Consider the following 13,499-nt stretch of genomic DNA (forward strand, 5'->3'; position numbering starts at 1 on the left):
GTCCGCGAGGAGATCACCGCTCGGACGCACGAGGTGGCCGCCCTGCTGGCCGCGCCGCCCGAGCGGGAGACCGGGCCCCATCCGCCGAAGAACGATCCGCCCGTGGACGGCGCCGAACGGCCGAAGGACGAGGCGGGAACGGAGAGCAAGGAGCCGGCGCGGCACAGCCGGCGCGGATTCCTGGCGGCGACGGGTGCCGCCGGTGCGGTCGCGGCGGCGGGCGCCGTCGTCTGGTTCGTACGCGACCGGGTGACCCGCGACTCCCCGTCCGCCGACCCGTCCGAGGACCGGCGGCCCCTGTGGACCTACACCCCGCACCTGGAGACGACCGATCCCCAGGCCAAGGGCCTTGTCGTACTGCGGACGGCCGCGCACGAGAACACGGTGGTGCTCGGGAGGCGGCGAAGCTCACCTGCCTGGACGCCTCGACCGGCGCCCGCCGATGGTCGGTGCGCGCCGTCAGCCCCGCCCTGGCCGCCGTTCACATTTCCGGAGACGCGGTGTACGCGTGGGGCGACTCCACGCTGGGCCACGGTGCGATCGCGGCCTACGACCTGGGCGACGGCGAGCGGCGGTGGCGGATCGGCGAGAACGAGTTACCGGCGGATACCGCGGCCGCGTCTCCGGCATCGACGGATCGACCCTTTTCACCGTCGGAACGGAGGTCGTACGGGACCAGACGCCATCCCGCTCGTCGACGAAATCGATGTACGACGTCTACGCCTTAGCGCTGCCGAGCAGGCGGATTCGCTGGCGCTATCGAGTGCCGCGGCCCGGTTACCCCGGCGCCCCGATCATTCTGGGCGCGGGATGCTGCCTCGCGTCCGTCGGCGGCACGGTCGACGCGATCGACGCGGTGACCGGCAAGCGGCGGTGGCAGGCACCGCTGGACCCGTACTTCGACGACGCCGTCAGGACGTCCGGCTCGCTGGTCCTCGTACCCGGGTTCGGCACCCTCACGGCCCTCGCCGCTGATACGGGAGCCCGACTGTGGAAGGCCGACGGATTCAGCCGCGAAGGACCGGGCGTGCTCGCAGCCACCCCGCAGGTGGTCTGCATCGGCGACGGGAAGACCGCGTACGGTCTGGACGCACGCACCGGCGCGGTGCGATGGCGGACGCGGCTGCCCGCCCCGCCGACCCCCTCCGCGCCGCCGTGGCCGCGGACGCTCATCGCCATGGCGCTCTCGCCCGGCCTGGTCGCACGCACCGTCGGCATGCCGGGTCTCACCGTCGACCTCGCCGGTCCGGCCGGTCTGGCCGGTCGGCGCGAGAACGCCGGACTGGCGGTGCTGAACCCGGCCGACGGTCGTCCGCACTGGATCCTCGGCGCCCCGGGCAACACCCGAACGCCGTGGACCGTGCGAGCCGACGAGGCCCGGGTGTACGCCTTCGACGGCGAGCGACTGCTGGCGTTCGGGAGGTGAGCATGACGACGCCGCTGCGTCCGGAGGACCCCGCGGAACTCGGCCCCCACCGTCTCGTCGCGCGGCTCGGCCAGGGCGGCATGGGCCGCGTCTACCTGGCCCGTTCCCGCGCCGGGCGTCTGCTCGCGGTGAAGGCCGTGCACGCCCGGTACGCCGGCGACCCGGGCTTCCGGGCCCGCTTCCGGCGCGAGGTCGCCGCGGCGCGGCTGGTGACCGGGGCGTTCACCGCGCCCATCGTCGACGCCGACCCGGACGGCTCGCCGCCCTGGCTCGCCACCGCCTACGTTCCCGGCCCGTCCCTGCGGGACGCCGTGCTGCGGCACGGCCCGCTGCCCGAGGGCGCGGTGCGCACGCTCGGCGCCGGGCTCGCCGAGGCCCTGGACGCCGTCCACGCCGCCGGGCTGGTGCACCGCGACCTCAAGCCGTCCAATGTCCTGCTCGCCGCCGACGGACCGCGCCTGATCGACTTCGGCGTCAGCCGCGCCGCGGCCGATGCGACCCTGACCGCCGACGGCGCCGTCATCGGCTCGCCCGGTTACCTGTCACCCGAGCAGGCCGAGGCGGGAGAGGCCGGGCCGGCGTCCGACGTCTTCTCCCTGGGAGCCACGCTCGCCCTGGCCGCCACCGGCCGCCCGACGTTCGGTGAGGGCCCCTTGGAGGTCCTGCTGTACCGGGTCTGCCACGAGGCCCCGACCTGGACGGCGTGCCGGGACCGCTGCGCGACGTTCTCGCCGCCTGCCTGCGGCGCGACCCCGGACGGCGGCCCGCGGCCCGGGAACTGCCCGGCCTCTTCCTGCCCGAGTCCGACGCGCCTCCAGCCGCCGGGGACGAGTGGCTGCCCGGGCCGGTCGCGGCGGAGGTCGCCGCCGGCGCCGACGCCGCAGACGGCACCGGGGCCGGCACGGGGCGCGGGCACCCGTTCGGCCGCCGGAAGGCCCTCGCCGGTCTGGCGGCCGGAGGCGTGACGGCGGCGCTGGCCGGGACGGCCGTCTGGACGGCCGGCGGCGCGGACCTCCTGGCCTCGGTGATGCGGAAGCCCGCGCCGCGCGAACTGTGGAGGAAACAGGTGCCGCACGGGTCCATCGCCATCCTGGGGGAGATGCTGGTCCACGACGCGGGCGAGGCCCTGAGCGCGGTCGACCTGCGCACCGGGAGCCGCCGGTGGGAACGGCGGGTCTTCCCGGAACCGGATGATCCGGCGGCGCCGGAGCCGTCGGACGGCGGGCCGGAGCCGTTGTTCGCGGCGGCGGGCGATGCCCTGTACGCCGCAGGAGGGCCGGACGACTCGTTGCGTCGGCTCGACCCGGCGACCGGCTCCGTGGTGGCGTCGGTCGACGACCTCGTCGCGGCCACCGCGGTCCTCGGAGCGCAGGATTCGGTGATCTTCTGCGGCGACGCCGCCTCCACCACGCTGACCGCCGTCGACGGCGCCCGCCTGACGGCCCTGTGGACGATCGACCGGCAGCCCGAGGACGTGATCATCGTTCCGCCCTCCGGCGGCCTGGTCTTCCGCGCGCGGTCCTCGGGACGCGTGCACGCCTACGCGGTCGCCGACGGCACGCAGCGGTGGCAGGCCGACACCGATGCCGGTGCCATGCAAGCGCTCGTGCTGGACCGCGGCACCGTCTACGCCGCCGGCCGGCACCTGTTCGCGCTGGACGCCGCCACGGGACGCAAGCGGTGGGTGAGCACCGGCCCCTCCGGCTCCGCGGGCGGATCGGTCGTCGTTCGCGACGGCGACGTCCTCACCGACACGCCCGGCTCCGCGCGGTCGACAGGCGCACCGGCGCCACGCGGTGGCGGAGGGACACCCCGCGGCTCGGACCCCTGGCGATCTGCGGGGAGCTGCTGCTCGCCTCGTGGCTCGGCTCCCCACCGGGCGACAGGGACGAGGGCCTCCTCGGCTGGGACCTGAAGACGGGCGAGCAGCGCTGGCGCTACACGTTCCCCAGCCAGGACGTCGTCCCGACCGCGGGCCCGGCCGCGTACATCGAGACCTCGGGAGACCGCTTCGCCGCCTCCTACGGCGCCCTCATCATCGCCTTCCAGATCTCCTGAGAGCGCCGCGGCCGGCGGTGCCGGGACGCCGCGGTGCGATGGCTAGGCGTCCAGCCGCTCCTCAAGGCGGACGGTCACGCTGTCGCCTTCGCCCTTGCCGATCGCCTTGCGCACGTCCGCCTTCACGGGCAGCTTGTGGGTGCCGTCGCCCAAGGCCATGAACGAGCTCTCGAACCGGTGGCCGTCGATCGTGCCCGGACCTTCACCAGGCCGCGGGTGCCGAAGAACTCCACCGACTCGGGCCACACGACATAGGTCCAGCCGCCCTTGTTCGGGCTTTTCTGCAAGGTCGCAGTGAACTGCTTGTCCATTATCGGTACCGCCTTTCAGGAGCCCTCGACCGAGTCCTCGATGAGAATGAGATGGTTGCCGTCCGGGTCGCGCACGCCGAACATCGGCGGCACCGCGGGCCCCATCCGCATGACCTCAGCGTCCGCGTCGACGCCGCGTGCCCGCAGGTCCGCGTGGTCGGCTCCGGCGTCCCGGGTCGTCAGGCGGATGCCGGCCGGAGCCCCTTCGGGAACGAGCGCGATGGTCGTCGCCGCACCCGGCGGCGCCACCTCGATCCAGCGCCCGTTCCCGAAGGGCGCGTCCCGGCGCACTTCGAACCCGAGTTCACGAACGTAGAACTCGACGGCCTTCTCTTGGTCGGCGACGTGAATCCCGACCGTGGCCAACTGCGTGATGCGAGTCGTCCCGCTCATCCCATGCCTCCCCTTCTTCGGCGTACACCAGATAAGACCGGGCCGCTCGGTAAAACTCATCGCCGCCCCCGAAGAATAAGTGCGGGTTTCAGTGGAAGGCGGGGAGCCTGTCGGTCATCACGGTGGCGTCCCGCAGGTGCTCGGAGAGGCTGATGGGCGGCGCGGTGCCCCGGGGGTGCTCGACCCAGTAGATCGCGATACCGATCCCCTTGCGGGCGGCGACCGCTGTCAGCGTCCGCCCCGCCTCCGTCCGCGTCGCGCTGAACGCCTCGTCGCCGATCCCCTGCCGTTCGACCTCCAGGCTGGGACGGCACAGCGCGGCGTACTCCGCGAACTTCCCCATGACCTCCCGGGCCTCGTCGAGGCTCCCGAAGATCAGCACCTGCTCGCCCTGGCTCGCGCCACCTGTGGTCTTGCGCAGGTCGGCCCGGGACGTGGTGCGCGGAGTGCCGCCAGGCCAGGCGCCGCCGCCCGCCTCGGCGCCGGTCCCGCAGCCGGGGAAGCGCAGCGTGCCTGGCTTCTCGACCCGCCAGCCCGCGACGCGCCTCTCGGCTTCGAGCCCGTACACCAGATCGACCACCCGTACGGGGTAGTGGCGGCGGGTCGCCGACGGGCCCAGCGCCGGGCCGTCGTGCGCCTTCCCGCCCCCGAGGGAGAAGACGCCCCCGCCGCCACGGCCGCCGCCACCACCGCCGCCACCGCGACGCGGCCCCGCGCCCGCCGCCGGGAACCCCGGACGATCCGTTCCGGCGCGGGCACGAACACGTGCGGGACGACCTCCCCGCGCAGCGCCTCGAACGCCTCCTCGATGCCGGTGTCACGCATGCCTCGTCCCCTCCCTGTCCTCCCTGGGCCCGCGGTCCGGCTCGCCGTCGTCCAGCAGGACGGCCAGGCGGCGGCGCCCGCGGGACAGGCGGGCCTTGACGGTGCCCTCCGCGACGTCCTCCATGGCCGCGATCTCCGCGACCAGGTAGCCGCCCATGTGGTGCAGGACGAGCGCGCGCCGCTGCGGCTCGGGAATCCGGGACAGCGCGGCGACCAGCGCCACGGACGCCTCGGAGGGCGGCGGCACGTCGGGCGGCGGCCCCTGCCCGCGCAGCACGGTGAGCGACCGGCGGGCCCGCCGCCAGCGGCTCACCGCGAGCCGGTACCCGACGCGCGCCACCCACGCGCGCGGCTGGTCGTACGAACGCAGCCGACCCCACCGCGACCACGCCCGCGTGAACGCCTCCTGCGCCACCTCCTGGGCCTCGGCCAGGCTGCCGGTGTAGGCGTACAGCTCCGCCACCAGGCCCGGGTAGGCGCCCCGGTAGAAGTCCGCGAAGGCCGCGTCGTCCGCCACGTGTCCCTCCCTCCGCCTCTGCGTGATACACGCGCGGACCCCGAACACGGTTGCGGCCGCCACCCGAATCCCTCAACGAACCCCCGCCCCGAACCCCGAAACCGCACCGCGACCCCCACAGCGCCTTATCCCGTCCGCCCGGCCACGTTCTACAGTGCCGGTCATGCCTGCTGACTTGCATGAGAGCGCGGTGGTGGCCGACGCGCACAACGACCTGCTGATGGCTGTGGTGGCCCGCCCGCCCGCACGGTGGGCGTCGTTCTTCCGGGAACGGTGGCTGCCGCAGCTCCGCGCGGGCGGGGTCGATCTCCAGGTGCTCCCGGTGTTCATCGACGAGCGGTTCAGGCCCGAGGGGGCGCTGCGCGAGACGCTCCGGATGATCGAGTGCGCGCACGCCGTCGCCGAGGGGAACGCCGACGAGGTCCGGCTCTGCCTGGACGGGCAGCAGATCGACGCGGCACTGGCCGAGGGGAAGATCGCGCTGGTCCTCGCGCTGGAGAGCATGCCCGGCCTGGACGCCAACGTCGAACTCCTGCCGACCGTTCACCGGCTCGGCGTCCGGGTCGCCTCGATGGCGCACTGGGGCCGCACCCCCCTCGCCGACGGCAGCGGCGAGGACGCCACCGCGAGCCGCCTGACCGCCGCCGGCGTCGAGGCCGTGGCCGAGATGGAACGGCTCGGCATCCTGCTGGACATCTCCCACCTGGGCGCGACCGGAGTGGAGCACGTCCTGGAACTCGCGTCCCGGCCGTTGATCGCCACCCACTCCAGCGCCCGCGCCCTGCGCGACCACCACCGCAACCTGACCGACGACCAGATCCGCGGCGTCGCGGCGTCCGGCGGCGTGGTCTGCGTGAACTTCCTGCCGGGCTTCCTGTCCGCCGACCCGTCCGGCTACACCGTCGCCCGCCTGGCCGACCACATCGAGCACATCGCGTCGGTAGCGGGCATCGACCACGTCGGCCTGGGCCCGGACTTCGTCCACGAGGTCTACGCCGACCTCACCCCGCCCTGCTGCGAGGACCCCGCGGCGAACGCCGGCTTCGACGTCATGGCCACCCTCCCCGGCCTCGCCGGCCCCTCGGGCCTCCCCTCCTCACCGCCGAACTCCTCACCCGCGGCCACCCCGAACCCGACATCCGCAAGATCCTCGGCGACAACCTCCACCACCTCCTGACCACCCACCTCACCTAGCTTCCAGCCCGCGCCCCGCCCACCACCGGCCGCTGATCAAGGCGCGGGACGGTCCGGACGCACGTTCAGACGGGCGAGCCGGCCCAGGACGACACCTTCCGGCCGACTCCGCCGCGCACGCCGTTCACTGGCCGCGAACCCTGCGCCGCACCCGCCTGCCGCTCACGGCGAACGCGGGAGCCAGGGCCTCTAGCGGGTTTCGCTGAAGGTTCGTCGGTAGGTGCCGGGGGTGGTGCCGAGGTGCGCCCGGAAGCGGCGGCGCAGGTTGACCGCCGAGGCGAGTCCGACCCGGGTGGCGATGGTCTCCACCGGGAGGTCGGTCCGCTCCAGCAGCACCCGCGCCGCATCGAGACGCCGGCCGAGCAGCCACTGTCCCGGGCTGGTGCCGAGCTGTTCGGTGAACCGCCGGGCGAGGGTCCGGCTCGACAGCCCTGCGCGTTCGGCGAGCCGGGCGACGGTCAGGCGGGCGTCGAGCTGGGAGGTGGCCCACTCCAGCAGTGGCGCGAGCGACTCCTCCGCCCTGGCCGGGACGGGCCGCTCGGCGTACTGGAGCTGGCTGCCCTCCCGGTGCGGTGGCAGCACCATGTTCCGGGCGATCTGGGCGGCGTAGGCCGCGCCGTGGTCGGACCGTACGAGATGCAGGCACAGGTCGATGCCCGCGCCGGTCCCGGCGCTGGTCGCGACGTCGCCGTCGTCCACGAACAGCACGTCCGGGTCCACCCGCACCTCGGGAAAGGCGGCGGCGAGCCGGCCGGCGTGGCGCCAGTGCGTGGTGGCGCGGCGGCCGTCGAGCAGGCCGGCCTGAGCGAGGACGAACGCCCCGTGCAGATGGCGGCGATCCTCGCCCCGCGCCGGTGGGCGGCCCGCAGCGCTTCGATGACGGCCGGCGTCGCCGGCGCGCCGGCCGGCTGCCAGCCGGGGATGACCACGGTGTCCGCCTCACGCAGCGCCGCCAGCCCCGCGTCGACGAGCATGTCGTAGCCGACGGTCGTCCGCACGGGCCCGGGGCGCTCGGCGCAGATCCGGAAGCTGTAGTGGACGGGCACGTCGGGCCGTACGGTGCCGAAGACCTCGGAGGCACAGGCCAGCTCGAAGGGGGACTGGGGCGCGTTGAGCAGGGCCACCACCCGATGAAGCCGCATGGCAAAAATATACCCATAGATGTCTTTTCGGACTCTCTCTCGGACGGCGGGCACCGGCCACAGTGGACTCATGAGCGAAACCGCTGAAACGGGCGTACGGAGGACCGCCGTCCAGGTCGACGGCGAAACGGCCAGCTACCTGACCGCGGGACAGGACGGCCCGGTCGTGCTGCTGCTCCACGGAACGTACTGGAGCCGCGTATGGCTTCCCGTGCTGGGACGCCTCGCGCGGGCGGGGCTGCGGCCTGTCGCGGTCGATCTTCCCGGACTGGGCCGTTCGGGAGGCGAGCTCACCCTGGAAACGGCCACCGTCCCGGCCCTCGCTGACTGGGTGGTGCGGTTCGTGTCCGCGATGAAGATCTCCGGGCCGCTCGCCGTCGCGGGCCATGACATCGGCGGCGCCATCGCCCAGCACCTCCTCGTCCGGGAACGGCTGGAGGTGCCCCGGCTGGCCCTGGTCAACTCCGTTCTGTACGACTCCTGGCCGGCGCCCCACGTGGCCAGGTTCCGGGCCCCGGAGACCGACGAGGCGACCACCGCCGACGAACTCCTCGCCGCCCGCCGCCAAGCCGTGGCGTCCGCGCTCGCCGGTGCCGCCACCGAGGAACTGATCGCCGACTATGTGGATCCGTGGAACGATCCGCGGGTCCGCCGTTCCTGGCTGGCCATGGCGGGCGCGGCCGACAGCCGCTACACCCTTGATCTCGTCCCCGCACTGCGGCGTTCCACGGCGCCCAAGTTGCTGATCTGGGGCGAGGACGACGGCTTCGAGAAGGTGGAGTACGCCGAGAAGTTCGCCGCAGAGATCCCGCAGAGCACGCTCGTACGGATCCCGGCAGCAGACCACATCCCCACCGAGAGCGCCCCCGCCGACATCGCCCGCGCCCTAACAGATTTCTTCACCTCCCAGAACGACTGACCCCGCCACACCCCGCCAACCGCAGCGAACCTGCCACCCCCCGCCCCCGCCCGCCCTCCTGCCGTGTCAGCGAAAGCACACCCGTGGCGAGCGAGCAGCCCGCACCGCGACGCGGCAGGGGCGGGCCTGTTGTGGCGAATCGTCGGCGCGTGCGGCTTTGGGGCCGCGGCCTCGTCGTGGGCCGGACGGCCAGGCTCTGCTGGCTGCGCGGGCGTACTGCACGCACGATTCCAGCGCATCGGGTTCACGCGGTGACACTCTGTGAGCATTGCCCGCCCACCCTCGAAGAGGGAGCGCCCATGCGCAGGTCCCCCGCCGCGTCCGCCTCCGCCGAGTCCCCATCCGCCGCGTCCGCCGAGTCCGCCTCCGCGGCGTCCGCCGAGTCCGCCTCCGCCGCATCCCCATCCGCCGCATCCACCGCGCCCGCATCGGCCGCGCCCGCCTCCACCGCGCCCACATCCACCGCTTCGGCGGACGACTGGGTCGGGCTGGTCGAGTTCGCCCGCCGCTGCTCGCCGTACTATCGCCGCCTCTACCAGGGGGTGCCTGCCCGGCCGCGGGCGTTGCACGAGCTGCCGGTGATCGACCGGGAGGACTTCTGGGAGGCGCATCGCCGGGCGGACAGCGAGGTTCTGACCGTTCCGCACCTGGACGGAACCGTCGTTGAATCGGGCGGCACCACCGGGAAGTCGAAGTCCAGTTGCTACACCCGCGACGAGATGCGTGCGATCACCGGATGCGTCTCCGAGAGCATGATCGCCGCGGGGCTGCGCGCCGGCGACCGGGTGGCGAACCTGCTCGTCGCCGGCTTCATGGCCGCGAGCTACCACCACATCACCCACGCGTTGCGCGCCTGCACGCTGCCCGTGGTCGAACTGCCCATCGCCAGCCATCCGGCTCCCGGTCTCATCGCGGATTTCCTGCGCGAATATCAGGCCAATGTTCTGATCGCCACTCCGAGCATCCTGGCGCGAGTGGCGAATCATCCGACGACCCGCGACGTGTCGTTGCCAGGCGTTCGCCTGATTCTCTACGCAGGCGAGTTCATGTACGCCGACCAGCGGGCACTGCTTTCGCGGGCGTTTCCGAATGCCCAGTGCCGCCCTTTTCTCTATGTGGCGTCCGACGTGGGGGCGCTGGCGACTCCTGTGCCGCAGACCGACGAGTACCAGGCCCGTGGCACGCACGTGATCATCGAGATCGTCGATCCGGACGGCGGACGGCCGATCACCGAGCCCGGACGCCCGGGGCTGGTCGTCGCCACCAGTCTCGTGCGCCGCCTCATGCCCGTCATCCGCTACCCGCCGGGCGACCTGGCGGAATGGACCGACGTCGAGCACCGCCGCCTGCGTCTGGCCGGCCGCAGCCAGACCGACACGCGCCTGGGAACGGCCAAGGTCGACTTCGACGTTCTCCGCGCCCACGTCACCGAATTCCTGGGCGACGAGACACGCCCGATGCAGGTCGTTCTGCGCAGGCGCGACGGCAAAGAGGAAATGCTCGTACGCATCGCCGCCCAGATCCCCGACCCCGCCACCGCCGCACAGGTCCTGCAAGAGCGGCTGCTCGCCAGTCACCCCCTCGTCGAGGACGACCTCGCGCTGGAGATCTCCCATCCCATAGGCGTGGAATGGGTGACCCTCGACCAGCTCGCCGTCAATCCCCACAGCGGCAGGCTTCTGCACACCATCGACGAACGCGGCCACTGACCGGGACCCCGGCGGCTCCGATCGAGCGCATATCCAACGTCGCGTATCGCCATCGAATTACCGCTGTCAGCGCTCCGGTGCGTCCGGACGCGGAAGGGATGCCACGAATGGGACCAGTCAGTGTGCACAACGAGTGGGACCCCCTCGAAGAGGTGATCGTCGGCAGCGTCGAGGGCGCGCGGATACCGGCTCCGGACCTGTCGATGCACGCGGTGGGCCACCCGCATCTGAGCAGCGCCGACCAGATCCCCTCCGGCCCGTTCCCCGACGAGGTGATCGAGCGGACCGCCGCCGAACTCGATGAGCTGGAGCGCACGCTCACCGGCATGGGCGTGCGGGTGCGGCGACCCGACGCCCGCGACAAGAAGGCCGTCATCGCCACGCCCGACTGGCAGAGCGACGGCTTCTACGACTACTGCCCCCGCGACGTCCTGCTGGCGATCGGCGACACGATCATCGAGGCGCCGATGGTGCACCGGTCGCGCCTGCTCGAACCGTTCGCCTACAAGTCGATCCTGGTGGAGTACCTGCGGGCGGCGCCCGCTGGATCTCGGCTCCCAAGCCGCGGCTGCTCGACGACATGTACGACGCCGACGCGCCGGAGGGACGGCGGCTGCGCGATCACGAACCGGCCTTCGACGCGGCCAACGTCCTGCGGTTCGGCACCGACATCCTCTACCTGGTCTCCGACAGCGGCAACGCGCTGGGCGCCCGCTGGCTCCAGGCCGCCCTGGGCGACCGCTACACCGTCCACGCGTGCGAGGGCCTCTATCCCGGCATACACGTCGACAGCGCGATCACGCCGCTGCGCCCCGGGCTGCTGCTCCTCAACCCCGTCCAGGTGTCCGAGAAGCGGCTCCCCGCCTTCCTGCGCGACTGGGACCGCGTCTGGGCGCCGCCGATGGCCGACCTGCCGCTGGCCGACCACCACCTGCCCTGCTCGGAGTGGGTCGGGATGAACTCGCTGGTCGTCGCTCCCGGGAAGGTCATCCTCGACGATCGTCAGCACGAGCTGATCAGGGTTCTGGAGCAGCACGGCGTCGAGGTCGTTCGGCAGCGGCTGACCCATGCGCGCACGCTCAGCGGTGCGTTCCACTGCACCACCCTGGACGTGCGCCGAACCGGAACCTTGCAGACCTACCGATGACCCGCCGCCCGCCCGCGTCCGCGCGCGGTTCCGAACTCCAGTCCAGGGCGGAGGCACAGGCGCGATGACCATGATCGTGGTGTGGGAAACTGGGGCGTTCGCGGGCGGAAGACGACGACTGGAGCGGCCGGTGGGGGGTGTGCTGCGGATCTCGCGGTCCAACGCGCAGTTCCAGCAGTGGGAGGCGCTGCTGCGGAACCGCAACAAGCGGCAGCGGGCGGGGGAGTTCCTGGTGCAGGGCGTCCGGCCGATCACCTTGGCGGTGGAGCGCGGCTGGCCGGTGCGGGCACTGATCTATGACGCCGAGCGGCCCTTGTCGCGGTGGGCGACCGAGACGCTGGAACGGGCGGCCGAGGCCGAACGGGTGGCGATGGCACCCGAACTGCTGCGCCAGTTGAGCGGCAAGGAGCAGGAGGTCCCCGAACTGGTGGCGGTGGTCGTACTGCCAGCCGATGACCTCTCGCGGATCGAGGTGGGGCCGTCGTTCGTGGGAGTGGTGTTCGACCGGCCGACCGGGCCGGGCAACATCGGCACGCTGGTGCGTTCGGTCGACGCGTTCGGCGGCGGGGAGTGATCGTCACCGGTCATGCCGCCGACCCGTACGACCCCAAGGCGGTGCGCGCCTCCACCGGGTCGTTGCTGGCGGTGCCGGTGGTCCGCGTCCGCTCGCACCGCGAGGTGCTGGAGTGGGTGCGGGCGAAGCGGGCGTCCGGCCGTCCGCTGAACGTGGTCGGAACGGACGAGCAAGGCGCCGCCGACATCGCCGAGGTGGACCTGACCGGCCCGACGCTGCTGGTCATCGGGAACGAGACGTCCGGGCTCAGCGCGGGCTGGCGGGACGGCTGCGACCTCATGGCACGAATCCCGATCGGCGGGGCGGCCAGTTCGCTGAACGCCGCGAGCGCCGCCACGGTGGCGCTGTACGAGACCGTCCGCCAGCGGGGCCGCCGCCCTTAGAGAGCCGGTGGCCTGCCGTTACGAGCGGTACGGCGCTCGGGCCCCGGGTCCCCGTGCGGTCGGTCGGCGAGACCGGGCAGCGTCGCCGGCCCGGCGATCGCGGCGTGGCGTGGGTCCGGCTTGTGCCACTATGCCGATCATGGCGTGGCGATGGCGGCGGGCGACCGTACGGGCCCTCGTCGCCGTCGTGACCGCGACCGCGTCGGCCGGGTGCGGCGGTGCTCCCCGCGATGCGACGCCGGTGCCGCCGGTGTCCGCCGGGGCGGCGCCGTTCGTGCTGGCGCCGGACAAGCCGTCCGGGTTGTTCCTGGAGACGTTGCAGGCGGAGCCACCGGCGCGCGACCGGCTGGTCGTCTACGCCGAGCCGGGGCGCTCCGACCCGCTGACCGGACGGGTACTGGCGCTGACGCGCCAGACCGACCGCAACGGCGAACTGCCCGAGGGCTCGCGCACGGTGCCGATCCGCCGGTTCGGCAAGGGCCACCTGGGGCGGCAAGGGGACTTCGCCTGGATCGGCTGGAACGGCACGGCCCGCGAGGGCGAGGACCCGCCGCACTACGGCGTGATCGGTAAGGGGCTCACCGAGCGCGAGCTGCGTTCGGCGGCGGACGCCGTCGACAAGGAGCACCTCCGGATCGCCCGGTCCGGACGTCCCGCGGGGCTGCGGCCGTTCGCGGAGGCACCGATGGCCATCAGCAACGGCGACGTCCGGTTCGGGGCCGGGACCACCCAGGTGTGGTCGCGCGGTCCGGACGCCTGGCTCGCCGTGCGGACGCTGCGCGGCGACGCCCGGGTGGAGTCGCTGGCCCGCGTCATGACGTTCGGCGGGCCGGTGCGGATCCGGGGAAGCGCCGGAACGGCCGGAACGGTGGTGTTCCCGGCGGGCACGTCCGGACGTTGA

At 73.2% G+C, this 13,499-nt stretch carries 14 protein-coding genes and 2 pseudogenes; 11 read left to right on the top strand and 5 right to left on the bottom strand.

What is annotated here, in order from left to right:
- The first annotated feature begins 449 nt into the window (after positions 1-449).
- The 4 genes from GEV43_RS56340 to GEV43_RS27030 are packed head-to-tail and all read left to right on the top strand — an operon-like array spanning position 450 to position 3,341.
- The gene (locus tag GEV43_RS56340) at positions 450-728 is read left to right on the top strand and encodes a hypothetical protein (RefSeq protein ID WP_375539107.1); all 279 of its coding nucleotides are present in this window, start codon (positions 450-452) and stop codon (positions 726-728) included.
- The gene (locus GEV43_RS27020) at positions 707-1,426 is read left to right on the top strand and encodes a PQQ-binding-like beta-propeller repeat protein (protein WP_375539056.1); all 720 of its coding nucleotides are present in this window, start codon (positions 707-709) and stop codon (positions 1,424-1,426) included. The genes GEV43_RS56340 and GEV43_RS27020 overlap by 22 nt, the downstream gene beginning before the upstream one ends.
- Before the next feature lie 2 nt (positions 1,427-1,428).
- The gene (locus tag GEV43_RS27025) at positions 1,429-2,391 is read left to right on the top strand and encodes a serine/threonine-protein kinase (protein WP_241683051.1); all 963 of its coding nucleotides are present in this window, start codon (positions 1,429-1,431) and stop codon (positions 2,389-2,391) included.
- Positions 2,388-3,341 (top strand): PQQ-binding-like beta-propeller repeat protein, encoded by a 954-nt coding sequence (locus tag GEV43_RS27030; RefSeq protein ID WP_175249949.1) that lies wholly within the window; start codon positions 2,388-2,390, stop codon positions 3,339-3,341. Before GEV43_RS27025 ends, GEV43_RS27030 begins: the two co-directional genes overlap by 4 nt.
- A gap of 185 nt (positions 3,342-3,526) precedes the next feature.
- Here the strand turns inward: GEV43_RS27030 and GEV43_RS56345 are convergent.
- The 4 genes and pseudogenes from GEV43_RS56345 to GEV43_RS27050 form a co-directional block, all read right to left on the bottom strand.
- Positions 3,527-3,795, bottom strand: a pseudogene (locus tag GEV43_RS56345) (DUF1905 domain-containing protein).
- A 15-nt stretch (positions 3,796-3,810) separates the two neighbouring features.
- Positions 3,811-4,188, bottom strand: coding sequence for a VOC family protein (locus GEV43_RS27040; RefSeq protein WP_160823112.1), 378 nt, complete (start codon positions 4,186-4,188; stop codon positions 3,811-3,813).
- Between the two features lie 88 nt (positions 4,189-4,276).
- Positions 4,277-4,768: a hypothetical protein gene (locus GEV43_RS27045; RefSeq protein ID WP_160823113.1), complete on the bottom strand. Its 492-nt coding sequence runs from the start codon at positions 4,766-4,768 to the stop codon at positions 4,277-4,279.
- 237 nt (positions 4,769-5,005) lie between these two features.
- Positions 5,006-5,530, bottom strand: a complete 525-nt coding sequence (locus GEV43_RS27050) for an RNA polymerase sigma factor (protein ID WP_160823114.1) — start codon at positions 5,528-5,530, stop codon at positions 5,006-5,008.
- 163 nt (positions 5,531-5,693) lie between these two features.
- Here GEV43_RS27050 and GEV43_RS27055 point away from each other — a divergent pair, with 163 nt between their 5' ends.
- Positions 5,694-6,707, top strand: coding sequence for a dipeptidase (locus GEV43_RS27055; RefSeq protein ID WP_241683052.1), 1,014 nt, complete (start codon positions 5,694-5,696; stop codon positions 6,705-6,707).
- Positions 6,708-6,913: 206 nt separating this feature from the next.
- Here GEV43_RS27055 and GEV43_RS27060 read toward each other — a convergent pair.
- A pseudogene (locus GEV43_RS27060) lies at positions 6,914-7,851 on the bottom strand (helix-turn-helix domain-containing protein).
- Between the two features lie 85 nt (positions 7,852-7,936).
- Here GEV43_RS27060 and GEV43_RS27065 point away from each other — a divergent pair.
- From GEV43_RS27065 to GEV43_RS27085, 6 genes are all read left to right on the top strand, one after another.
- Complete coding sequence (locus tag GEV43_RS27065; RefSeq protein WP_160823115.1) at positions 7,937-8,785, top strand: alpha/beta fold hydrolase; 849 nt, start codon at positions 7,937-7,939, stop codon at positions 8,783-8,785.
- A gap of 299 nt (positions 8,786-9,084) precedes the next feature.
- The gene (locus tag GEV43_RS27070) at positions 9,085-10,494 is read left to right on the top strand and encodes a phenylacetate--CoA ligase family protein (protein ID WP_160823116.1); all 1,410 of its coding nucleotides are present in this window, start codon (positions 9,085-9,087) and stop codon (positions 10,492-10,494) included.
- Positions 10,495-11,074: 580 nt separating this feature from the next.
- Complete coding sequence (locus GEV43_RS48315) at positions 11,075-11,641, top strand: hypothetical protein (protein ID WP_206681301.1); 567 nt, start codon at positions 11,075-11,077, stop codon at positions 11,639-11,641.
- 64 nt (positions 11,642-11,705) lie between these two features.
- Complete coding sequence (locus tag GEV43_RS51130) at positions 11,706-12,215, top strand: hypothetical protein (RefSeq protein ID WP_241683053.1); 510 nt, start codon at positions 11,706-11,708, stop codon at positions 12,213-12,215.
- A complete protein-coding gene (locus tag GEV43_RS51135; protein ID WP_309239861.1) occupies positions 12,212-12,598 on the top strand; it encodes a TrmH family RNA methyltransferase in 387 nt (128 codons plus the stop codon). The genes GEV43_RS51130 and GEV43_RS51135 overlap by 4 nt, the downstream gene beginning before the upstream one ends.
- 139 nt (positions 12,599-12,737) lie before the next feature.
- Complete coding sequence (locus GEV43_RS27085; RefSeq protein ID WP_160823117.1) at positions 12,738-13,499, top strand: hypothetical protein; 762 nt, start codon at positions 12,738-12,740, stop codon at positions 13,497-13,499.

Source organism: Actinomadura sp. J1-007 (genome assembly GCF_009793335.1).
In the GTDB taxonomy this organism is placed as follows: Bacteria; Actinomycetota; Actinomycetes; order Streptosporangiales; family Streptosporangiaceae; genus Spirillospora; species Spirillospora yumaensis.